This is a genomic window from Bartonella sp. OT172YNZD (assembly GCF_042193725.1).
Taxonomy (GTDB): Bacteria; Pseudomonadota; Alphaproteobacteria; order Rhizobiales; family Rhizobiaceae; genus Bartonella; species Bartonella grahamii_A.
Map to the genome: position 1 here is coordinate 167081 of NZ_JBHILZ010000002.1, position 23745 is coordinate 190825.

The window sequence follows — 23745 nt, forward strand, 5'->3', positions numbered from 1 at the left end:
TTCATCTCGTATAATGTTAAGATGCTTAATTCATGAACAATCTGTCTTGTCCAGCCATTGCTTTTCCGTCTTTTCTTGATCCTGTCATTATCCAGCTAGGTCCCATAGCACTTCATTGGTATGGACTTGGTTACGTGGTGGGTATTCTTTTTGCTTGGTGGTATGCGCAAAAATTATTAAAAAAAACATCTCTATGGTATAGAGACCACCCTCCTATGGATAAAGAAAAGATCGGAGATTTTGTTATCTGGTCTGCCATAAGTGTTGTTGTCGGAGGACGCTTAGGACAAGTTCTTGTATGGGATCCCATTTACTATTTTAACCATCCAAGTGCTATCATTGCCATATGGGATGGGGGAATGTCCTTTCATGGCGGACTTATTGGTATTATCATTGCTATGATCTGGTTTGCCCGTAAAAATCATATTAACATACGAGCCATGTTTGATATCATTGCTGCAGGTGCTCCTATTGGTATCGGTATTGTACGAATCTGCAACTTCATCAACCAAGAGTTATGGGGCAATATTACTACACGTCCTTGGGCTGTTTGTTTTCCTCTCGATCCTCACTATCTACCGCGCCATCCAAGCCAGCTTTACGAAGCATTCATGGAAGGATTTCTTCTCTTCATCATCTTGTGCCTTCTTATTTTTGGGTTCAACGCATTAAAACGTCCCAGTACTGTATCAGGAACATTTATTATAGGCTACGCAATAGCACGCAGCATTTCTGAAGTTTACCGTGCACCTCAAGAAGATCCAGAATGGTTTTCGACTCTTTTCCATTCTACTGGTTTTACCTATGGCATGGCTTTATCTCTTCCCATGCTTCTTTTAGGTTTTTATCTTCTTCTCCACGCCTTTAAATATAAATCGACAGAAAATGGACAATCTAAAAGAAAAAATTAAAGAAATTATTGCCCTTAATGGACCAATCACTGTTAGCCAATATATGACGTTGGCACTTACCGATCCTCAATTTGGTTATTATCAAACACAAACACCTTTTGGACGTACCGGTGATTTCATTACAGCACCTGAAATAAGCCAATTATTTGGAGAAATGATTGGGATTTGGACTCTCGCAAGTTGGAACGCTCATGATTGTCCTCACCCTTTTATTCTAGCTGAAATAGGTCCAGGACGTGGAACTCTCATGGATGATGTTTTGCGTACCATTCAAAAATTATCCACGACAGCATTTAATGCCGCTGAAGTTTTTCTCCTTGAAATAAGTAAAAGGCTCGCAGAGGAACAAAAAAAGCGCCTTGCCTCCTATCAAAAACAAATCCATAGCATTGAACGTTTTGATCAAATCCCCTTAAAACCACTCTTCTTAATAGCCAATGAATTCTTCGATACACTCCCCATCAACCAGTATATTAAAATTAAGGGAGAATGGAGAGAACGCCGCATTACAATCGATCAAAATGGAGAGTTCACATTTATTGCTGACCCGCGTAAATTTCCTTCTTCTTGCTTACAATCTTACGATTCTAATGTCCCTGATGGAACAATTTTTGAACATGCGCCCTTACGGCATCAATTTATGCAACACATCAGCAACCGCTTAATACAAAGAAAAGGTTCTGCTTTGCTCATTGATTATGGTGCTGCTGATCTTGCATTTGGTGATACACTGCAAGCGCTGTCAAAACACAGATTCCGTGGTATTTTCGATGCTCCTGGTGAACATGATTTAACATCGCATGTTGGTTTTTTCTTTTTAAAAAAAATAGCTCTTGAACAAGGTTGTTTTGCTGAAATTTTCGAGCAAGGAGATTTTCTTTTAAAAATGGGGCTGCTAGAACGTGCAAAACAGCTTGGAACGAGCAAAAGCGCTACACTGCAAGACAAAATCCGCCAAGATATGGAACGATTAGTCAGTCCAGATCAAATGGGGAAATTATTTAAAGTCTTGTATGTTTGTGATAAAAATATACCACTACCTCCTACGTTTTAACGACCGTCAATAATACTTATTGACACATGCATCTCATACACCATTCTTACTTTGAAAATAACTGCCCATATAAGGAACTTTTATGAATCCTGTCCCTATTCCTATCCTTGCAAAAAATCTTTCTTCTTTTCACCACCAAGGGTTAAAACATGGTTTTTTTACTCGTCAAAGTGGTCTTTCAAAAAGCCTTTACCAAAGCCTTAATGTTGGCCAAAGCTCAAATAATTATCCTGAACATATTGCACAAAACCGTACTTTGATCGCTCATTATTTTGATGTTGAGGCACAAAATTTAGTCACAGTCAATCAAATACACTCTTGTGAAGTCGTTATCGTTGATCAAGCTTTTATAGGCTTCCCCCCTCAAGCTGATGCTCTCGTTACGACTAGAAAAGATCTCGTAATTGGCATTCTTACAGCAGATTGTGGTCCAATTTTATTTGCTGATCCTCAAGCAGGTGTCATCGCTGCAACTCATGCTGGCTGGCGCGGAAGCTTAAATGGAATTATCGAGAAAACAATTGCTGTTATGAAAAAACAAGGAGCCAAAAGACAATCAACAATAGCGGTTCTTGGACCTTGTATTGGTCCTTGCCACTATAAAGTAACAGGTGAATTTTACGATCAATTTATTGATTGCCACAGTAAATACCAAAAGTATTTTTTAAAAACAGACAAAATAAATCACTTTCGCTTTAATCTATGGGCATTCATTATAAATCAACTAACAGAAGCAGGCGTCAATGCTTCTTGTGTAAAGCTTTGCACCTACAAAGACGAAAAGCGTTTTTTCTCCTATCGCCGTGCAATACACCGCAACGAACCCGATTACGGACGGCAAATTTCTGCTATTATGCTGAAAAACAAAAGATGAGTCCTTTTTATGCTTGAGAACAATACCAAAACTGCAAAACTAAACTTTTTACCCAAATGTAACAATAAATTCCGTTGTACTTTGCTTTTTTCACGAAATTATCTACCAGCCCATAAAATATGATAGCCTTCTCTATGAATCATTTTCAATGTTTGGTTATAATGATTGAAGGCAAGATGATACTCCTTTTGATTACTCCCCTTCATTCATCATAGATATGAAACATTCTCCATATTGAAAGCATTTTTTATAAAGTAATAACCAAAAAGCTTAATCAATATGTATTTCTTTGCCGCATGGAGAAAAAACTTTGCTCTATAAAGTAACAAACTTTTGGAAAAAGAGAAAACATACCGCATAGTTCTTTAACAATAATAGATAAAATTGTAAGGCTTTTGTAATTGTTCTCTTGCAATTTAATAAAAAGAAATTAAAAACCGTGTCGCATTCCCACCATGATGATTCAGAGGTTCTACTATGAAACTTTTCTGCGGAAATTCTAATCCACGCCTAGCTGAAGATGTTGCAAATTATTTGAACATCCCCTTAGGCAAAGCAACTGTAAAGCGCTTTGCTGATCAAGAAATTTTCGTAGAACTTCATGAAAATGTACGTGGACAGGATGTTTTTGTTTTGCAGTCTACATCCTATCCCGCAAATGATCATTTGATGGAGTTGCTCATCATGATTGATGCTCTTCGTCGTTCTTCTGCGCGTCGTATTACAGCGGTAATACCCTATTTTGGCTACGCCCGCCAAGATAGAAAACCAGGACCACGGACTCCTATTTCTGCAAAACTTGTTGCCAACCTGATTACTGAAGCAGGGGCCCATCGTGTTTTAACATTGGACCTTCATGCAGGACAAATTCAAGGTTTTTTTGATATCCCTACAGATAATCTCTATGCTGTTCCTGTCATTTCTCGCGATGTCAAAGTTCATTATTCTCTTGAAAATGTTATTGTTGTTTCACCTGATGTGGGTGGTGTGGTCCGCGCACGCTCGCTCGCAAAGCGTTTGAACAGTTTGCTTGCTATTGTTGATAAACGTCGTGAACGTCCTGGTGAATCAGAGGTTATGAATATCATTGGAGATGTATCGGGAAAAGATTGCCTTTTGCTTGATGATATCGTTGATTCAGGTGGAACTTTATGCAATGCAGCAAGTGCTCTGCTTAAACATGGTGCCAATAGTGTCACGGCTTATATCACGCACGGTGTTCTTTCTGGTAATGCAATCGAACGAATTACCAATTCAGAGATGAAGGAATTGGTTATTACAGATTCAATTATGCCAACACAAGCTATTGAGAAAGCCCATAATATTCGTGTTTTACCCATTGCCGACCTTATTGGAGAAGCAATAGCAAGGACAGCAGCAGAACAATCGGTTTCCAGCTTATTTGGTTAAAGTGGTTCCTTGGGGTCTCCTGGTGCTGTTTCAATGCCAAGATCAGGAAATGCAACAATACGTTGATCACTAAAATGCGTATGAATAACAATAAGACCACGCTCTTCAAAGTAGGTTAAAAGTCGGCGTGCACGACTTAAAGAATGAGTCCCATAAAGACGTGCTAAAAATGCATCAGATGGACATGGCTTTCTCCCTAATGCGGCCTGTGCTACATTCAAGAAGACTCCTTGGACTTCTTCTTCCAAACTTTCTGATATCTGCAAAATATGTTTCCAATGTTCACTGACAGCCGTTTGTTCATCAACAAAAGCCTGAGCAATAGCCAATTTACGCCGAAATTGTGAAAGATTAAAAGGAACCTTTGACATACCATGGATACGGCAACGAACTGAAAAATCTTGATAAAGCACCGCTGTTGAACGATAAAAAGCCTCAGAATCCTCAAGAATTTCCCGAATAATATGTTCTGCTTGGCCGTCACTCTCAACATCAAAAAGTTCAGGAAATAGACTCGGGTTTTCTTCCAACAACTCTTGTTTTTTATGCACTACCTCCTCTAACATCTCGTGCATTGATTTTTCCATCATCGGCTCTCGTGTTTGTTTAAATGGCGTTAAAATTTCCTCTGGTGAAGCAGTAAAAACGAGCTCTTGCACATCATCCCGCTCTGTTGGAAGTGGCATTAATTTAGGGCTAGAAGAGCGTGCCAAAGTTTCAACCGAACCGATAATGATTGGTAAGGGTCGTCGTGATAAAGCGGGGCCTAAAGCTATAAAATTTCCTCGCTTAAGATCTCTAAACATTTCCGCTTGGCGACGCTCCATTCCCAAAAGATCAGCAGCGCGCACCATATCAATATCTAAAAAAGTCCGCCCTATTAAAAAATTTGAAGCTTCAGCAGCAACATTTTTGGCCAGCTTAGCCAAACGTTGTGTCGCAATAACACCAGCAAGACCCCGTTTACGCCCTCGACACATAAGATTGGTCATAGCACTAAGAGAAATCTTACGTGCTTCATCAGAAACTTCTCCTGCCGCAGTTGGAGCAAACAATTGTGCTTCATCGACAACGACAAGCATAGGATACCAGTAATCACGTTCCACATCAAACAGTGCCCCAAGGAAAACCCCTACAGCACGCATCTGTTGTTCAGTATCCAAACCTTCAAGATTAAATACCACCGAAACACGATGTTGTCGAATGCGATGGGCAATACGAGTCAATTCTAATTCACTACGTTGCGCCTCTACAATAACATGACCAAATTTATCTTCCAAAGTTACAAAATCGCCTTCTGGATCAATTACACAATGCTGCACCCACTTAGCACTTTGCTCCAAAAGACGGCGTAAAAGATGTGATTTCCCTGAACCGGAATTACCTTGTACAAGAAGACGTGTCGCCAATAATTCTTCCAGATCAAGAAGTGCTGGCATCGATTTATGCAAAGTACGACTCTCTGACATTTCACCCAAGGCAATCTCAACCTTCATAACATCTCCAGTGTTTGATTTTGAACATATCAGCGCCAGCGCATATTGGTTGATTCTCTATCCACACCGTAATTTGTAACATTTCCTTCTTTTTAACGGTAGAAATCATCGATTTTTCCCACAACTCTTGCATCTATGAATAGTTTGAATTATAGAACAAACTTCTGCGTAGACACCCTTGGAGGCAACGTAGAATGGAGCGATCGCTGGTGGTTAGCGCATATCTTCATATCCATGCAAAAACTATTACTGTTTTTGAAGGATCTCCAATCATGTAAAAAGGACTTAAATTATGAGCAAAAGCTACACTCTTAAGGCCGAAAAACGCGAGCGGGTTGGTAAGGGGTCCTCCCGTGAACTTCGTCGTAACGGTCTTATTCCTGCTGTCATTTATGGTGAAAAACAACCTCCCTTGGCAATAACAGTTCCCTATAAAGAAATTTTCTACAAAATTCATGCCGGTGGCTTTCGTACCACCATTGCAACGATTATTCTTGACAAGAAAAAAATTATGGTTTTGCCAAAAGATTATCAATTAGATCCCGTGCGTGACTTTCCCCTCCATGTAGATTTCTTACGCATTTCAGCAAAATCCGTTGTAGAAGTGAATATTCCTGTCCACTTCCTCAATGAAGATACAGCACCTGGACTTAAAAAGGGTGGTGTCCTCAATATTGTTCGGCACGAAATTGAATGTACTGCTCCAGCAAGTGCTATTCCTGAAGCTATTGAAATTGATCTCTCCAGCTACTCTATTGGTGATTCTATTCACATTTCAGCAGTGCAACTGCCAAAAGATGTGACTGCCATCATCCAAGATCGAGACTTTACCATTGCAACCATTGCAGCTCCTGCTGGCATGGATATCAGCGATGAAACTTCTGAGCAAGAAAATGATGAAGAAGACACGCAAACTTCATAAAACTCTAAAGGCGGGAATTTTTTCCGCCTTAATTTATGAAACATTCCCCTTACTCATACTTTGACTGAAGATACACATGTGGCTTATTGCTGGTCTTGGCAATCCTGGTTTACAATATCGAAATAACCGCCATAATATCGGTTTTATGGCTGTTGATGCCATTTATCAGTCCTTTTCTTTTTCTCCATGGTCAAAGAAGTTTCAAGCAAAAATCTCCAATGGTTTCATAAATAATGAGAAAATTTTTCTTATAAAACCACAAACTTTCATGAATCTCTCTGGTCAAGCTATCGGTGAAGCTTTGCGATTTTATAAGTTAGATTTGAAGAGTTTGATCATCATTTATGATGAGTTAGACCTGTCACCGGGAAAAGTTCGTATAAAAATTGGTGGAAGAAATAATGGGCATAATGGCATTAAGTCTATTGATGCCCATTGTGGTACTGACTATTGTCGTATACGTATAGGAATTGGTCATCCTGGAAGCAAAGAACTTGTTCATCGGCATGTTCTGGGAAATTTTACCAAATCTGATCAAGAATGGTTATCCCCTCTCTTAAAGGCAATTGCAAAAAATATCGCTCTCCTTATAAAAAATGACAAATCCCTCTTTATGAATGAAGTTTCACAAACGATAAAAAACAATCAAAACTATTGGCTTGCGTGTCACAGTCGCGTGAAGCATACGGATAAGAACTCTTGAAAAAAGAAAAAATGCCTCTTATAAACTTTCTCAAAGGCAAAATCTATTGGCAACGTGAGAAGCTAGAAAATAGAATAAGAAGAATACAAGCTTGTACACACTTTTGAAAAAGAAAGGCTTTAATTCTTTTTCAGAGAAAGAGAAAATTGAACAGCAAACCAAAATACTCAAACGGCTCTCTCCAATCTTCTCCCCCAAATTAAAAAAATTCATTTGGCTGAATGGTCGACTGTAGCGGATCGTAGCTATTTGATTGTTGACTATAAACTATAGGAATACTCCTATTGTTTTGCAAGACCACAACACGCGAACCAACGGGAACACGATCATAAAGATCAATAATATCTTGATTAAGCAAACGAATACATCCACTTGAAATAGCACGCCCAATTGACCACGATTCGTGTGAGCCATGAATACGGAAAAGTGTATCTTTCCCATTTTTGAACAAATAAAGTGCCCGCGCACCTAATGGATTATCGGGTCCTGGTGGCATTCCTTTCCCAAGATGACCATAACGTTCTGGTTCTCGAGCCATCATAGCTGCAGTAGGAGCCCAATTTGGCCACCGACGCTTGCGCTGTACAACCCCTTCACCTTCAAATGCTAAACCTTCCTTACCGACCCCAATCCCATAACGTAAAGCTTTTCCATTTTCACCAATAAGGTAAAGAAAACACTCTTGCGTATCTATAACCAATGTTCCAGGTGGATAAGATGTATAATAAATTACTTCTTGTCGCCAAAACTTTGGATCAATTGTCGCAAGATCAATAGCAGGTAACGAATAGGTCTCATTCGTTACAGGACCGTAAAAAGCCTGTATTTCTGGTGGAATGTATCGGACTTGTTGAAAAGGAACCGATGACATATCTGACTGATGTGTAGCACATCCAGCCAAAGCCAAAAGTGCTGCAATTAAAAAGGCACAACGAGATAACACTCTTCTATTTTCTCCGATTAATTATTTATGCAGATTTGCATACCATGAAAAACTTAGCACACTATTAAGATTAATTCGAAGTTTTCTTATCCTTGAGACTAAGGAGAGCATTAAGATAAGAAGAACTAAGGTAAAAAAAGCAGATTATCTGTTACTTTAGACTTTTTTCTCACTTATCGCAACACAAAGACTATAACTCTTCTGAAAATATGCTATAAAAAAGAAGCTTTATCTTGACTATAAAATCAAAAAAAGAAAGACTCTCATGGGCTTTAAATGCGGTATTGTCGGATTACCTAATGTTGGGAAATCAACTCTTTTTAATGCATTAACAAAAACAGCCACTGCACAGGCTGCCAATTATCCTTTTTGTACCATTGAACCCAATACCGGTGAAGTTGCTGTTCCAGATTTACGAATGGAAAAAATTGCATCAATCGCTGGTTCAAAAGAAATGATTCCTACACGCATTAACTTCGTCGATATTGCGGGGCTTGTACGAGGAGCTTCAAAAGGCGAAGGTTTAGGAAACAAATTTTTAGCCAATATTCGCGAAGTTGATGCCATTGTCCACGTTTTACGCTGTTTTCAAAATGAAGATATTACCCATGTAGAAGGACGTATTGATCCCATTTATGATGCAACGACGGTTGAAACCGAACTCATGCTTGCGGATCTTGAAAGTCTTGAGAGACGAATCATACAAATCCGTAAACGAGCAACCGGAAAAGACAAAGAAGCTCTGACAATTTTACCCATTATGGAAAAAGCATTAAACATACTGCAACAGGGATACCCTGTCCGGTTATTACCCAAAGATATCTCTTCCGATGAACACCACATTCTTAAGAGTTTGAATCTTTTAACCTCCAAGCCTGTACTTTATGTTTGTAACGTAAGCGAAAATGACGCCGCTCATGGAAATAGCTTTACCCAAAAAGTTGAAAAAATGGCAACAGAGCAAAATGCGCAAAGCATTATCATTTCTGCTTCTATCGAAGCGGAAATCACACAACTGAGTGATGCTGAAGCATCAGAATATCTCAATGCTCTAGGACTCTTTGAACCAAGTTTAAATCGCCTTATTCGCGCTGGTTACAATTTACTTGATCTCATTACTTACTTCACCTCTGGACCTAAGGAAACACGAGCATGGACAATTACGCGTGGTACAAAAGCTCCCCAAGCAGCTGGCGTTATTCACTCAGATTTTGAGCGCGGTTTCATTCGTGCCCAAACCATAAGCTACAATGACTATATTGCTCTGGGTGGAGAAAGCGGTGCAAAAGAAGCAGGAAAAGCCCGTGATGAAGGAAAAGAATACATTGTGCAAGATGGCGATGTCATGTTATTTAAACATAATACTTAAATCTTCACTCTGTCTTAATAGTTTATCTTGAAAACTTTGTAATAGGTCCTTGGAATCTTGTCGCAAAAGCTCCTAAGAGTTTTTTGAACAAAAAACTGTTGCTAGCATATTATTATGGTAGCAACAGTTTTATCCATTAAACAATGGAAATATAAAATTAGCGTGTCCAACGCCCTTCGTATTTAAATGTTGGAGCGTCCTTTAAAGAATCCTTTGTCGCATTTGTAATGAGTTTCCATTTACCATAATCATTTGTCATCTGGATTGTTTCTGGAGAAACGACCACATAACTCTCGCCTATGCCAAGAAAACCACCAACAGCAACAACAAACCCTGCAATATTATTTTCACGTAAAATAATATCTTTTACTTCACCAATATTTTCATCTTCTATATTATAGACATTGGCGCCTATAAGGCTGGAAGCAACAAAATCGGTTGCTAAAGGTGTCACATAACGCACAGACTTATCTAGCCCCACCTGTACAATACCCGTCGAAGAGATCATTTCAGGTTTTGAAGGCACTTCAAAAGACTGAGCGTAAGTACTAGAAACCATCAAAACTGACATAAGAGTAGTACATACAATTTTTTTCATTTTAACATCTCCGTTTTTACTTTGCTTTTACTTTATAAAACCTCAATGCATCATAAACAGATTTGTTCCTTATGCTCTTTATACTCTATACTCTTTCAAGCCTTGTCGCTTTACCATTTTATCTTTATTTCGTTTTTTGTTTCTTTCTCTAACTCTTCTTCTAAACCACACCAAATACGATTTTTTAAAATATAAACAAGCCCTGCAAAAATGATTAAAAATAAAATAACACGAAAACCGGTTTTTTTACGAATTTCCATATGAGGATCGGCAGCCCACATCAAAAAAGCAGAAACATCGCGCGCGTAATGTTCAATGATTTCTGGGGTTCCATCTTCATAAGCCACCATACCATCACTCAAAGGAGGAGCCATAGTTAAAGAATTACCAGCAATAAAATAAGGATTATACCAATAACCATCCGCAATTTTTATCTCCTTCGATGCCTTCTGATATCCTGTTAAAAGAGCTGTAATATAATCTGGACCAACTGTATCATAATGAGTCAATGCATCAGTAATTAAAGCAGGAAACGGCAAAGATACACCACGTGCACGTGCCATCAATGACAAATCTGGAGGATAAGCACTATTCAAAATAAATCTTGCTTCTTCTTCATGTGCAAAAGGAGAAGGAAAATAATCCGTTGCAACCCCGGCACGTTTAAAAAATTTTCCTTCTCGATTAGGACCATCGCGCACTTCATATTGCCCCGCCAAAGCTTTAATCTGTTCTTGATTATATCCAAGAGCTTTTAAATTGCGAAAAGCCACATATTTTAGCCCATGGCAGCTGGAACAAACTTGTCTATAAACCTTTAATCCACGCCTCAATTGCGCCTTATCATAAAGACCAAATGGTCCTGAAAAACTCCATTCTTGTTTTTTAGGAATCCGTAAAGGAAAAGAAATAAATTCCTCCTCCTGATCAGAGGCATCACTCGCCAAACTCTGAGCAGAAAAACTCATAGCAATGATAACAATCAGTCCGACAAAAACATTTACCATAGACTCTTTTTTTTCTGTTTTAAATCTTGCATAATTGAAGAAGGAAGAGAACAATTTTTTTCAAACGCTGGCAAAATTGGCAAAATAACCAAAAAAAATATAAAATAATAAACCGTAGCCAATTGCGTCCATAAAAGAATTTTGTCATTTATTTCTCTTGACCCCAACCAGCCAAGGAAAACGACATCAATAACCAATGCCCAAAAGAAAATTTTATAAACAGGTCGATATCTTGCTGAACATATTTTAGAGCGGTCTAACCATGGCACAAAAATTAAAATGCAAATCGAACTGACGAATAAAACAAAGCCCACAAAAGTTGAAGGGAAAATACCAATATCAAAAGTTATAGCACGAAGCATCGCATAAAAAGGCAAAAAATACCATTCTGGAACCACACGAAGAGGTGCCTTTAAAGGATCTGCCACACTATAATTTTCAGCCTGCCCCATATAATCAGGCATATAAAACAAAAACCAGGCAAAGAAGATCAGAAAAACAGTAATAGCAAAAATATCTTTAATAAGCGCATAAGGTGAAAATGGAACCGTTTCCTTATCTGATTGTATAGCAAGACCCGTTGGATTGCCTTGCCCAACACAATGGATTGCCCAAATATGCAGCCCCACAAAAAGAAGCAAAACAAATGATAAAACATAATGGAAAACATAAAAACGATTCAACGTTGGTTGTCCTATGCCATAACCACCCAGAAGTGTCTCATGCAACCATGTCCCCACCAAAGGTATCGTTTTTAAAAGCCCTGCAATCACTGAAGCCGCTGAAATAGACATCATCCCCCAAACAAGCACATAACCAAAAAATGCTATTGCCATCATGATGATATAAATAAAAATACCTGTAACCCACACAATTTCTCGCATGTTTTTATAAGAACCATAATAAAGTCCACGTGCCAAATGGATATAAACAGCAATAAAAAAAAACGAAGAGCCTACACAATGCCATGGACGAAAAAGCCAACCAAACTGCCCTTCACGCCGAAATCGTTCACTAGTTTCAAAAGCCAAATGAATATCTGGAACATAATGCATAGCCAAAACAATACCAGTCAAGAGCTGTGATAAAAGCATAATGGTCAAAATACCGCCAAATGTGTAAAAGTAATTAAGATTACGCGGAACAGGAAAAATCACAAATTTATTATAAAAAAAACGAGGAAGAGGAAAACGCTTATCAAGCCAACGGGCAAGAGAATTTTTAGGACAATAAGGAGGAAACCTTGTCATGACCTTATCCTATTTTGAGCAAAGTATCAGAAAGAAATTGGTAAGGTGGAATAGCCAAATTATAGTTAGCTGGACCTGACCGCACTCTTCCAGCGGTATCATAGACAGATCCATGACAGGGACACAACCATCCTCCAAATTTACCCGATTGCCCAAGTGTTACACAGCCTAGATGCGTACAAAGATTAATAACAACAAGCCAATTTTCACGTCCTTTACCTGCTGAACGCGCAAAATCTGTTGCTTCTTTTTCACCTTCAAGATTAGGATTGCGCGCTTGACGATCTTTTAGAAGACTCAATTTAGTAGCGCACGCATTAGCAATTTCTTTTTTCGTACGATTTCGAATAACAACAGGCTGTCCTCGCCACTTTACCGTCACCGACATCCCCTCTTCAATACCAGAAAGATCAACCTCAACAGAGGAAGATGCCAAAACAGCTTCATCTGGACGCAACTGACGGATAAAAGGCCACGCAACCGCTCCCATTCCAACTGCTCCTGCAACAGCTGTTACCAAAAACAGAAAATCCCGCCTCGTTTGCTCACCCATGGACTTAACTTAAAGAGACTATTTGCTAAAACATTCTTTTACCATACCCTCTCCCATTGTACAATGCTTGATCACTCAGTTGCCTCAACCATAAAAACATCCCCTTAAAAAACTCCTGCCATTTGTATGGCTTATACAACAAACTGTTTTATAATGATAATTCATCGTTTTATAGAGCGAATGAAATCCTGAAACACCGTAAGTTTCTTTCATTTCAAACCTACTCATATTAATCAATCACTAATCAATCAAAAATACTCTCCCGCCTGTGAAAAATGGAGATAGCGTGTAAACAAACACTCCTAAAGAAAGATAGATAGTCTTGTTATGACCAGATCTCAGTAAATAAGTTGAGCTTATCGGTTATTTCTTTAACACATTTACAGCATCTCTCCCTCCTTCAATTCCAACTGGTTGAATGAGTATTTTTTCCGCTTCTGCTTTTGCATAAAAAGCATGTTTTGTTGATTTTAATTAAAATGGATGGTTTAACCTCATTAAATATCCCACTTTTCAATATAATGAGTTAATCATTTCATGTATCGCTCAATAAAAGAAAGTCCTTAATAGGGAGATTCTCTCTTATCCCAAACAAACCTGTGTACATAACTTTTTCCCTGAAATTTAAAGTGAATAAAAATTAAACGTAAAAAAATGTATTTCTCAAAGCATATTTTTCGAATAAATTGTAATGCTTCTTTACAAAGTCGAAAGAAAAATCATATTACAGAGAACATGACACTTCATATAGCTCTTTTCCAACCTGATATTGCTGGTAATACTGGAACGATTTTACGTCTTAGTGCTTGTTTTGGTTTACATGTGCACATTATTGAACCCACAGGCTTTAATCTGTCGGATCGTAATCTCAAACGCGCAGGATTGGATTATCTCGAATATGCTTCCTTAGAACGACACATTGATTGGCAACATTTTATAAGCTCCATGAAACACTTTAACCGCCGTCTGGTGCTTTTAAGTACAAAAGCAAAAACATGCTATACGCAGATATGCTATCAAAAAAATGATGTTTTACTTTTTGGTCGTGAAACAGCTGGCGTTCCCGATTATGTTCATGATGCGGCCGATTACACATTGAAAATTCCCATGAAACCACAGGCACGCTCTCTAAATCTCGCCATGTGCGTAGCCATAACAACAGGAGAAGCATTACGCCAAATTGGTTATCATGAAAGAAACTGTAATCTATAAAAACACAACAATTCCAGTAAAGTCTTTAATAAAACAATAAAAATACATGAAATATGGTTTTAAATAATTAAAAAAATCTTTTATATAAAATATAATGAGTATTTAAAAGCGCATAAAGTTCAATAATACTTTTAGAATAACTTACAGAATGCCTATAAAAACCCATAAATTATCACGAAAAACAATATACAACATATCAAAGAACAGTTAGAGCGTATAACGCCTATCATTTTTCAACAATCAAGTACTGATAAAATAAATATTTCTTAGTGCCAATCACATCCATTTCATATCACCACCTATAAATAATTAAACACTCCTTATAGTAAAAATCCATTGGACACCCCCCTCTTTATGCTCATACAAGGTGTAAACCGCTATCATTATTCTCTTTATCCGTTCTCACTTTCGAGAATCCTTATTTTTGAGATGGTTCATAAGAGACATTTTTCCTCTCTGTAATCATTTTTCCTCACACAGCTTCCCCAACTTGTAACCGTATAAGACAATGATTTTGATTGGTATAATATGAACAGATATATTATAAATCAATTTTTTCTAATAATGCATGACGATCCATTAAAAATCCGCTTTCAACCCATATCATTTCTAACTCTTTAAGCTTTTTTCCTAAAAGCACACCTTTAGCAAAACCTTTCTTTATTAAATCGTTACCATTAATAGGAAAAGTTGGAATCTGCCATTTTTGAGCAAGCTGATGAAGCTTGACATAACCCTCTGCTTTTTGCAAAGCATCACTTTTTTCCAGATTATCGAGATGTGATGCAGCGACAGACAACGATAATTGATCTAAAACTGGCTGTCGTCCATGAAAATAAATCAGTTTTTGCACAAAATGACCAGAACAGTTTTGGTTTATTATTTCTAACTCTGCCCATTCTTTTAATCGCGTTGTTTCTTTATGGGAAAAATGCAAGCGCTGTGCCATTTCATGAAGACGTATGGAGTCAGGAGGAAGAAGGCTTTCTAGCCGTAACAATGGATCAATTTTCCAACCAAGAACCTGTTCTGTCTTCACCAATGCGTGAATTGCATCAATACCCCATCGTTCTGTTTCAGGAAAAATGAGTGCCAAAATTCTACTTTGTCGCATCCATAAAAGAGCACGTGTTGGATCAAACGCCGCAAGAAGCTTTTTCATTTCTGCCCAAATACGTTCAGAAGAAAGTTTTTTTAAACCGTGTTTTAAACTAACACATGCCTTCAACCCTTGCACATCAGGTCGCCCTGCTCCATACCACGCAAAAAAGCGAAAAAAACGTAAAATACGCAAATAATCTTCGCAAATACGATCTTCTGCAACCCCAATAAAACGAACTGTTCGGCTAGCAATATCACTCAAACCTCCCACATCATCATAAAGATTGCCAGCAGCATCACAATAAAGCGCATTTATCGTAAAATCCCGCCGTTCAGCATCTTTTTTCCAATCACGACCAAATGCCACTTTTGCATGACGACCATCTGTTTCAATATCGCAGCGAAGCGTTGTAACCTCATAGGAACATGAATGAGCAACTACTGTTATTGTACCAAAAGCAATCCCTGTAGGAATAGCTTTAAATCCTGCTTCTTCTACACGTGCAATAACCTGTTTCGGCAAACAGGTTGTTGCAATATCAATATCACTAATAGGCTGCCCTAGCAGTTGATTACGCACTGCTCCCCCCACAATACGTGCCTCTTCTCCCTCCAAAGACAAAACACGAAGAAGTGTTTGGATATCACTTTGTCGTAACCATGCAACCTGTTTGAAGTCCTGTTTTATATTCACCCTTTAACCTTTCAAAAAAGTTGTCTTCATTGCTTTAAAGAACTCTCTTCATAAAATAAATTTTTTAAGACATCCCTTATAAAACACGTCTATTCCTTCCAAAGAAACTTTTCTCTTCTTACATACGAATATGAAAAAAATGGCATATGATACTTCATTTCTTCTCATTTTCTGTTACAAACAATAAAATATCCATTATCATGCAGAGAAAATTACCATTTTTGCGACAAACGCCTTAAGGAAGAAATATGAGTCAACATGATCCATCATCCAATTGTGTAAAAAAGGTCAATATCAATCATGAGGCTCAAATCATTATTGATGATATTGATACGGCACACAAAGAATTGGATATTTTACAACAAGAAATTGACAAAGTTATTTTTGGGCAAAGTCAGGTAATCGAATATGCTTTAATCGCTATTTTTGCCGGTGGTCACGCCCTTCTTGTCGGTGCTCCAGGACTTGCAAAAACACGTCTTGTTGAAACATTGGGAACAGTCTTAGGGCTTGATGAAAAACGCATCCAATTTACTCCTGACTTAATGCCATCGGATATTATTGGTTCTGAAATTATGGATTCCGGTAAAGACGGTAAACGTTCTTTTCGATACATTCAAGGTCCTATTTTCACGCAACTTCTCATGGCTGATGAAATCAATCGTGCTTCTCCACGGACACAGTCAGCCCTTTTACAAGCTATGCAAGAATATCATGTTACTGTTGCAGGTAACCGTTATGATTTGCCACAACCTTTTCATGTTCTTGCAACGCAAAATCCTCTCGAACAAGAAGGAACCTATCCACTTCCTGAAGCACAACTGGATCGCTTTTTGATGCAAATCGATATTGACTATCCTGACCTCACAACAGAGAGACGGATCATTTTAGAAACAACAAAAGAAAAAAAAGCAAATGCAAAACCAATTTTATCCGCCAAAAAATTGCAAAAAATTCAAAATATCGTTCGCAAAATGCCTCTTTCAGAAAATGTGATCGAAGCTATTTTAAAAATTGTCCGCTCAACTCGCCCTCATACAGACAATAGCCTTGCTAATACTTATGTTTCTTGGGGACCTGGTCCACGGGCATCACAAGCCCTTTCACTTTGTGTTCGCGCCCGTGCTCTTTATTATGGACGCTTAGCCCCCTCACTTGATGATGTTGAGGCATTGGCCTATCCTGTATTACAACACCGCATGGCTCTCAATTTTTCTGCCCGTGCTGAAAATATAACTGTAAAAGATATTATCAATAACCTTGTGAAAGATGCTCTTTGAATGGCTATTGGCAAAAAAGTTTTACAAAAGCCTCCATTGTCGCTGGCAAATGAACTGTATAAGGATACTGGCAAAATGCCATATTTCCTTTTACAAGCGCGTCATATCGCTAATACACTGATAACCGGATGGCATAGACAACGTAAACGCGGTAATGGGGAAAACTTTTGGCAATTTCGCCCCTATGTTGAAGGAGAATCCATTACCCGCATTGATTGGCGTCGCTCAGCGCGTGATGAAAATACGTATCTCCGCGAACACGAATGGCAAATGACACAAATCGTGTGGCTCTGTCCCGATCAGAGCGCATCAATGCATTACTGTTCGCGCTTTTCTAAAATCTCTAAAGGTAATCATGCCATTATTCTTACCCTTACCTTAGCATCACTTCTTGCACGCAGTGGCGAACACATTGCTATTCCCAACTTAATGTCCCCCACAATGACATCCAATGTCGTAGAACGAATAGCCTTTGCTTTAGAAAATCATGCAGATGAAAATTCATTTCCGGATTTTTCAACGATTACACGCTTTTCACATGTCGTTATAATAAGTGATTTTCTCGACTATCCTGAAAAAATCATCCAACATTTAACCGTTTTAACTACAAAACAGGTGACAGCTCATTTAATTGAAATTTCTGATCCCGCAGAAGAAAGCTTTCCCTACACAGGTCACACAGAATTTTTTGATCCTGAAACGAAAGAGAAACATGTTTCCACAAAAGCAGAAGATCTTCGTAAGAGCTATTGTAAACTATATCACGCAAGGCGACAAGAATTGGCAAATTTTTGCGCACACCAAGGATGGTCTTATCACGTTAGTACAACGGATCAACCTTTAACAGAGACCATTTTTCATCTTGCACATACAATGGGCGGCTCTCCATTGCAAAAAAGGAGAGCACTTTGAGTTTTGCTGCTCCCTTTCTGTTACTAGGGCTTTTGTTCCTACCTTTCATTTGGTGGCTGTTGCGGATAACTCCTCCATCTCCGCGTAAAGAGCTTTTTCCTCCGTTACGCTTCTTACCCAAACCAATTCATCAGCAAGAAACAGCAAAACATACACCTTGGTGGTTGCTCTTATTGCGTTTAACCATCGCAGCACTTGTTATCATAGCTTTAGCACGCCCCACGTGGGATCAAAAACCAATCAGCTTTTCCGGATCTCACCCCCTTGCACTCATTATTGATAATGGTTGGGCTTCTGTAAAAGAATGGAAAAAGCGCATCTCTACAGCTGAAATGCTCCTTGCACAGGCAGAAAAACAGCAAAAAAATATTTATCTTGTTGCAACAGCTGAAAATGATATCTCTAATATAGAACCCCAACCAGCCAAGATTATAAAACAGCATTTAATGCATTTGCAACCGCGTCCTTGGCCTGTCAACCGCGTAGATGCACTGAAAAAACTCAGAAAAATAACCAAAGGAAAACCTCTTGATATTGCTTATTTAAGTGATGGATTACAAACAAATGAAGATGAGCAAACTTTTGCTTTGCTTGAAGAATTAAAACCTGAAAAATTCTTATGGTATTTGGCTGATATTTCTGATTTAATCGGCATAACATCCGTAGAAAACAACGATGGAAGCATGGTCGCGCGTATTATCCGCTCAACAACACACGGCAAAACTTCTGCTACACTCAACCTCTACGATTCAAACAATCAACTTCTCGGTCAATTTACGAAAAATTTTTCTGAAGGAGAAACAACAGCTCTTGTTCCTTTTGATGTACCACTTGAACTACGCAATGATATCGCTTGGATAAAAATGAATAATCAAAACCATGCTGCTGCAACCTTCTTGATAGACAGCCATAACAGGATAAGCCGTGTTGCTCTTCTATCACCCGATACCAATGAAATAGCACAGCCCTTACTTTCTCCATTTTATTATATTATCAAAGCATTACAGGAACATACACAGCTTATAACAGCCGGTGGAAGAGAGCTTTCAACGGATATTGATTATTTGCTTAAACAAAATCCATCTGTTTTCATTATGAGCGACATGGTTAACATGCCTGAAAAAGCAGAAAAAAAACTTTCTGATTTTGTGAATAAAGGGGGAACACTCATCCGCTTTGCAGGAGAAAAACTCAGTAGTGCAGAACATTATGATAGTCTCCTTCCGATACCGCTGCGTCAGGGTCAACGTTTCCTTGGAAGTATTATGTCTTGGACGAAACCACAAAAGCTTTCCCCTTTTGCAAAAAATAGTTTTTTCTTTGATCTTCCTTTTCCAGAAGATGTCACTGTCTCGCGCCAAATCCTCGCAGAACCAACCCCAGATCTTTTTGAAAAAACGTGGCTTAGCCTTTCGGATGGAACTCCTCTTATTACCGCAGCAAAACGTGGTAAAGGAACCCTCATTCTCATTCATGTTGCTCCTGACCCAACATGGTCTAATCTTCCTCTTTCTGGCTTTTTCGCACAAATGTTGCAAAAACTAATCACATTAGGGTCTAACGAAAACACAGGCCTAACACACAGAGAAAAAAGAACAATGGTACAAAACCCGTGGCGTACTATAGCCGCTGACGGACAATTACAAGTACCGCCCTCTGATGTTGTTCCACTGGTCTTTGACTCTCAAAATCCACCCCATCCTTCCTATCATACTCCCCCAGGACTTTATGGTATCAAAAACGATTTTTATGCACTCAATCTCTTAACTCATTCGTCGCACTTGATGAAACAATCATCATTGCCAACTTCTCTTAATAAAAGCCCTTTATCTTACGATATAAAAGAAAAAAATCTTATCGGCCCACTTTTAGGATTAGCCATCTTATTATTCGCCTTTGACAATTTTCTCATTTTATGGATGGGAAATATTTTTTCTTTCATGAAACAGCGTAATATGTTTCTCCTCCCTTTTATAAGTCTTATTGCCTTATTTTCATATGATCCAACTCTTCATGCACAAACGAACGAAAATCATTATGATAGTGTACAAGCTGCTGGTGCAACACATCTTGCCTATGTTATAACTAATAATCATGAAATTGATACAACAAGTAAAAGTGGTCTAAAAGCGTTAAGTCAATTTATCACAGAGCGTACAATGCTTACCCTAGGCTCTGTTACAGCACTTGATCTCGATAAAGATGAACTCTCTTTTTATCCTCTTATTTACTGGCCAATTGATGTTAAGAGTCCTATACCAACCCCCAAAAGCCTTGAAAAAATAAATAACTTTATGAAACATGGGGGAACAATTTTATTTGACACGCGTGATCAGATAAAGAGTAATCTTAATCTTGAAGGAGATGCCACTCCAGAAACGCAACGATTACGAGATATCTTAAAAGAGTTAAATATTCCATCCATTGAGCCAGCGTCAATGGATCATGTTGTTGCACGTTCTTTTTATATTATGCCAGATTTTCCTGGTCTCTACCGTGGTTCACCTTTATGGATTGAATCCTCATCAACAAACAAAAAAAATAAAAATTCTCTTGCCAGCGGTGATAATGTAAGTTCTCTTCTCATTACCGCCAATAACTTTGCCGGTGCGTGGGCACTCAATGAAAAAGGGACATGGAAATATCCCCTTGTTCCCAATGATCCAATGCAACGTCTATGGGCATTTCGTGCGGGTTTAAATATTGTCCTTTATGTTCTGACAGGAAACTATAAAGCGGACCAAATTCATGTTCCAGAACTCTTGGAACGCTTTAAAAGAGAAAGAAGGCAATGATATCATTTTTCACTTTTCAGCCTTTTTTACCACTCATTTGGATTCTGTTCTTAAGTGGAATATCGATTCTTTTTGTCGTTGTTGGTCTTGTTACGCAACGTCAAGGTTCTTTATTTCGTCTGATGGCATTAAGTGCCCTCATCCTTGCTTTGCTCAATCCAATGATCATAAAAGAACAGCGTGAACCACTGAAAAGCACTGTAGGAATTGTCATTGACCGCAGCAAAAGCCAAACATTTGGAACACGTACAAACGACAGTGATGAAGCGCGCGCGCGATTAACTCAAGCATTGGCGCATTATCCACAATTTGAACCACGCTTTATTGAAGCTGGAAAACTTGCTGATAATCAGTATGCACCCTCAACGAATTTGTTTGATGCTTTAACACAAGCAGTATCTGATGTACCGCTCTCTCGTTATGCAGGAACCATTTTTATCACCGATGGACAAGTGCATGATATCCCTTCCATTTCAGACCTTCATCATGAAGCACCTCTCAATGCTCTGATTACAGGACACTCAAATGAATTTGATCGCCAAATCAAGTTTATTTCTCCTCCACGCTTTGCCCTTGTGAACAAACCACAAACGCTTTCCATTTTGGTAGAAGATAAAGGTCCTGCCAAAAAAACAATATCACAGAAAGCAAATATTACACTAAGCGTCAATGGACAAAACATTGGCCATTATTCTGTGACTCCCGGCGTGATTTTTCAAACCGAAATTACCCTTCCTCATGCTGAAAAAAATATTATCCAAGTGATAACCGATCCACACAAAGGTGAACTAAGCTTTGAAAACAACCGCGCCATAACAATCATTGAAGGAATCAGAGAAAATTTACGCGTTCTTCTTATTTCAGGTGCTCCTTATAATGGAGAACGGACATGGCGAGACCTTTTGAAAGGTGATTCCAATATCGATCTTGTTCACTTTACTATTTTGCGTCCTCCCACCAAAGCAGATAATACGCCCTTAAGCCAATTATCCTTGGTAGTCTTTCCCACAAGAAAACTCTTTGTTGAAGAGATTAATAACTTTGATCTCATCATCCTTGATGGCTACCAGCACTCTGCTGCTCTACCCTTAGTCTATTATGATTATATCGCCCAATATGTACAAAAGGGGGGTGCATTGCTGATGGTAACAGGACCTGAATTTACCAAAAACAACTCACTCGCGAAAACACCTTTAATAAGCATTCTACCGGCATTACCCAATGGAACTATTATTGAAAAGCCTTTTCGCCCCACATTAACCAAAGAAGGTGAGCGTCATCCTGTCACAAGGGGCCTTGCAACACTTAACCTTCCAGCTTCTCAATGGGGGCAATGGTTGCGACAAATTGCCATTCAAAACATAAATAACGGAATCGCCCTCATGAAAGGAGCTGATGAACAACCACTTTTACTTCTCTCACATGTTGATAAAGGACGTGTAGGCATGTTGCTCTCCGATGAAAGTTGGCTTTGGGCACGAGGTTTCGAAGGCGGCGGTCCTTATGCAGCTCTCTATCGTCGCATTGCTCATTGGCTCATGAAAGAACCAGAACTTGATGAAGAAAAATTAAGTGCAACCAGCAGCCATCATCATTTAACAATTCGCCGCCAAACTCTAAAAGACCATCCAGAACCCGCTGAAATAACCTTTCCCTCTGGCAAAAAAGAACATATCACTCTCACCAAAGAGAAAGAAGGTCTCTTCAGCGCAACTGGGACCACTGATGAAACAGGAATTTTTACCATTAAAAATGGCGATTTAACAATCCTTTCTTCTGTAGGGATGCTCGATAATCTTGAATTGTTTGACTTAATTTCAACACAAGAAAAACTAGCTCCCATTATTAAGCACACAGGTGGTTACATCGGACGGTTACACCCCGAGGGAAAAGAAAACATTCATTTTCCTCCATTCAAGCTGATTCAATCAAAAATAAGCCAGCATTCTTCCCCAACACATTCAATTGTTCTGAAAGAAGCGACAGAAACTCGTTTAATTAATACCTTTTATTTTTCGATATTTTCTGGTTTCTTGTCACTGCTTGCTTGCCTTTTACTGTTGAGCAGCATGTGGTATCGTGAAAGCCGTTGAAAAATCTGAAATTTCGTATAATAGTCTTAAAATTCAGCTTATCTTTTTGTGTATTTTCTTGTCTTTTACAATTAGATAAAAATATTGATCTATAATGATAATTTATCATTATTTTCATATTGAGTCATTATTCCCAGTAGGATTTTTCTTCCTTGTAATACTTTCCATATTAAATCAATTAAAATCACTCTCTTACACATCATTAAAAGAGGTGCCGTATAAATAAAAACCATTGAAGAAGAGAGTGAAGTACCTCTTATGAATCCTCTTAAAGCAAGGATTTTCATAAAATTAGAAGGGAATAGTATGATTGTTTTGCTTTGAACCTTGTATAAATGTAAAGATGGTAGCGCATAATAAGCCTTGTAAACGAGGCTTTTCATAGCATTGCGAGCTTTCGTGAAATGGGATCAAGCGCACTGGGAAATATCTCTTCAAAATAAATACGTGAATGTACAACACAATGATATTTTATTTGGGATATTTTATTTGAAATATTCCTCTTGAAGCGTTCTGTTTTGTGTGAAAAAATCTCCCATTAAAAGCAATACATGGCAGCGCAAAACCG

General features: G+C 38.5%; 19 protein-coding genes. 12 read left to right on the forward strand and 7 right to left on the reverse strand.

The window, feature by feature from the left end; all coding sequences use genetic code 11:
• The first annotated feature begins 32 nt into the window (after positions 1-32).
• The 4 genes from lgt (at position 33) to ACFIJS_RS01610 (ending at position 4249) form a co-directional block, all read left to right on the forward strand.
• Positions 33-911, forward strand: a complete 879-nt coding sequence (lgt, locus tag ACFIJS_RS01595; RefSeq protein ID WP_375644054.1) for a prolipoprotein diacylglyceryl transferase — start codon at positions 33-35, stop codon at positions 909-911.
• A complete protein-coding gene (locus ACFIJS_RS01600; RefSeq protein WP_375649222.1) occupies positions 886-1965 on the forward strand; it encodes a class I SAM-dependent methyltransferase in 1080 nt (359 codons plus the stop codon). Before lgt ends, ACFIJS_RS01600 begins: the two co-directional genes overlap by 26 nt.
• Before the next feature lie 82 nt (positions 1966-2047).
• Complete coding sequence (gene pgeF, locus ACFIJS_RS01605) at positions 2048-2839, forward strand: peptidoglycan editing factor PgeF (RefSeq protein ID WP_375649224.1); 792 nt, start codon at positions 2048-2050, stop codon at positions 2837-2839.
• A 477-nt stretch (positions 2840-3316) separates the two neighbouring features.
• Positions 3317-4249 carry a ribose-phosphate pyrophosphokinase gene (locus ACFIJS_RS01610; protein WP_012754888.1) on the forward strand — a complete coding sequence of 311 codons (933 nt, stop codon included), beginning with the start codon at positions 3317-3319 and terminating at the stop codon, positions 4247-4249.
• On the opposite strand, the gene ACFIJS_RS01615 is transcribed toward ACFIJS_RS01610, so the two are convergent.
• Positions 4246-5745 (reverse strand): helicase HerA domain-containing protein, encoded by a 1500-nt coding sequence (locus ACFIJS_RS01615; protein WP_375649226.1) that lies wholly within the window; start codon positions 5743-5745, stop codon positions 4246-4248. The genes ACFIJS_RS01610 and ACFIJS_RS01615 overlap by 4 nt on opposite strands.
• Before the next feature lie 292 nt (positions 5746-6037).
• On the opposite strand from ACFIJS_RS01615, the gene ACFIJS_RS01620 reads away from it, so the two are divergent.
• A complete protein-coding gene (locus tag ACFIJS_RS01620) occupies positions 6038-6667 on the forward strand; it encodes a 50S ribosomal protein L25/general stress protein Ctc (protein ID WP_375649228.1) in 630 nt (209 codons plus the stop codon).
• A 76-nt stretch (positions 6668-6743) separates the two neighbouring features.
• Positions 6744-7370, forward strand: coding sequence for an aminoacyl-tRNA hydrolase (gene pth / locus ACFIJS_RS01625; protein ID WP_375649231.1), 627 nt, complete (start codon positions 6744-6746; stop codon positions 7368-7370).
• A gap of 199 nt (positions 7371-7569) precedes the next feature.
• On the opposite strand, the gene ACFIJS_RS01630 is transcribed toward pth, so the two are convergent.
• Positions 7570-8313, reverse strand: a complete 744-nt coding sequence (locus tag ACFIJS_RS01630; RefSeq protein WP_375649233.1) for a L,D-transpeptidase — start codon at positions 8311-8313, stop codon at positions 7570-7572.
• A gap of 265 nt (positions 8314-8578) precedes the next feature.
• Between ACFIJS_RS01630 and ychF the strand changes: the two genes are divergently transcribed.
• A complete protein-coding gene (gene ychF, locus ACFIJS_RS01635; RefSeq protein WP_375649235.1) occupies positions 8579-9682 on the forward strand; it encodes a redox-regulated ATPase YchF in 1104 nt (367 codons plus the stop codon).
• 157 nt (positions 9683-9839) lie between these two features.
• Here the strand turns inward: ychF and ACFIJS_RS01640 are convergent, their stop codons facing one another.
• From ACFIJS_RS01640 to petA, 4 genes are all read right to left on the reverse strand, one after another.
• Positions 9840-10280, reverse strand: coding sequence for a PRC-barrel domain-containing protein (locus ACFIJS_RS01640; RefSeq protein ID WP_375623390.1), 441 nt, complete (start codon positions 10278-10280; stop codon positions 9840-9842).
• A gap of 110 nt (positions 10281-10390) precedes the next feature.
• Positions 10391-11287 (reverse strand): cytochrome c1, encoded by an 897-nt coding sequence (locus ACFIJS_RS01645; RefSeq protein WP_375649238.1) that lies wholly within the window; start codon positions 11285-11287, stop codon positions 10391-10393.
• Complete coding sequence (locus ACFIJS_RS01650; protein WP_375649241.1) at positions 11281-12537, reverse strand: cytochrome bc complex cytochrome b subunit; 1257 nt, start codon at positions 12535-12537, stop codon at positions 11281-11283. The genes ACFIJS_RS01645 and ACFIJS_RS01650 overlap by 7 nt, the downstream gene beginning before the upstream one ends.
• 4 nt (positions 12538-12541) lie before the next feature.
• On the reverse strand, positions 12542-13090 hold the full coding sequence (gene petA / locus ACFIJS_RS01655; RefSeq protein ID WP_375649244.1) for a ubiquinol-cytochrome c reductase iron-sulfur subunit: 549 nt from the start codon (positions 13088-13090) through the stop codon (positions 12542-12544).
• 735 nt (positions 13091-13825) lie between these two features.
• On the opposite strand from petA, the gene ACFIJS_RS01660 reads away from it, so the two are divergent.
• On the forward strand, positions 13826-14302 hold the full coding sequence (locus ACFIJS_RS01660; protein WP_375649246.1) for a tRNA (cytidine(34)-2'-O)-methyltransferase: 477 nt from the start codon (positions 13826-13828) through the stop codon (positions 14300-14302).
• A 541-nt stretch (positions 14303-14843) separates the two neighbouring features.
• Here ACFIJS_RS01660 and ACFIJS_RS01665 read toward each other — a convergent pair.
• Entirely contained in the window at positions 14844-16097 is a 1254-nt protein-coding gene (locus tag ACFIJS_RS01665) for a CCA tRNA nucleotidyltransferase (RefSeq protein ID WP_375649249.1), read from the reverse strand.
• 248 nt (positions 16098-16345) lie between these two features.
• Between ACFIJS_RS01665 and ACFIJS_RS01670 the strand changes: the two genes are divergently transcribed.
• Genes ACFIJS_RS01670 through ACFIJS_RS01685 form a run of 4 tightly spaced genes read left to right on the forward strand, consistent with a single transcriptional unit; the run spans position 16346 to position 23177 of the window.
• Positions 16346-17377, forward strand: coding sequence for an AAA family ATPase (locus tag ACFIJS_RS01670; protein WP_375649251.1), 1032 nt, complete (start codon positions 16346-16348; stop codon positions 17375-17377).
• A complete protein-coding gene (locus ACFIJS_RS01675) occupies positions 17378-18289 on the forward strand; it encodes a DUF58 domain-containing protein (RefSeq protein WP_375649253.1) in 912 nt (303 codons plus the stop codon). It abuts the gene before it with no gap.
• Positions 18286-21084: a DUF4159 domain-containing protein gene (locus ACFIJS_RS01680; protein WP_375649255.1), complete on the forward strand. Its 2799-nt coding sequence runs from the start codon at positions 18286-18288 to the stop codon at positions 21082-21084. The genes ACFIJS_RS01675 and ACFIJS_RS01680 overlap by 4 nt, the downstream gene beginning before the upstream one ends.
• Positions 21081-23177 (forward strand): glutamine amidotransferase, encoded by a 2097-nt coding sequence (locus ACFIJS_RS01685; RefSeq protein WP_375649258.1) that lies wholly within the window; start codon positions 21081-21083, stop codon positions 23175-23177. Before ACFIJS_RS01680 ends, ACFIJS_RS01685 begins: the two co-directional genes overlap by 4 nt.
• Positions 23178-23745 lie beyond the last annotated feature (568 nt).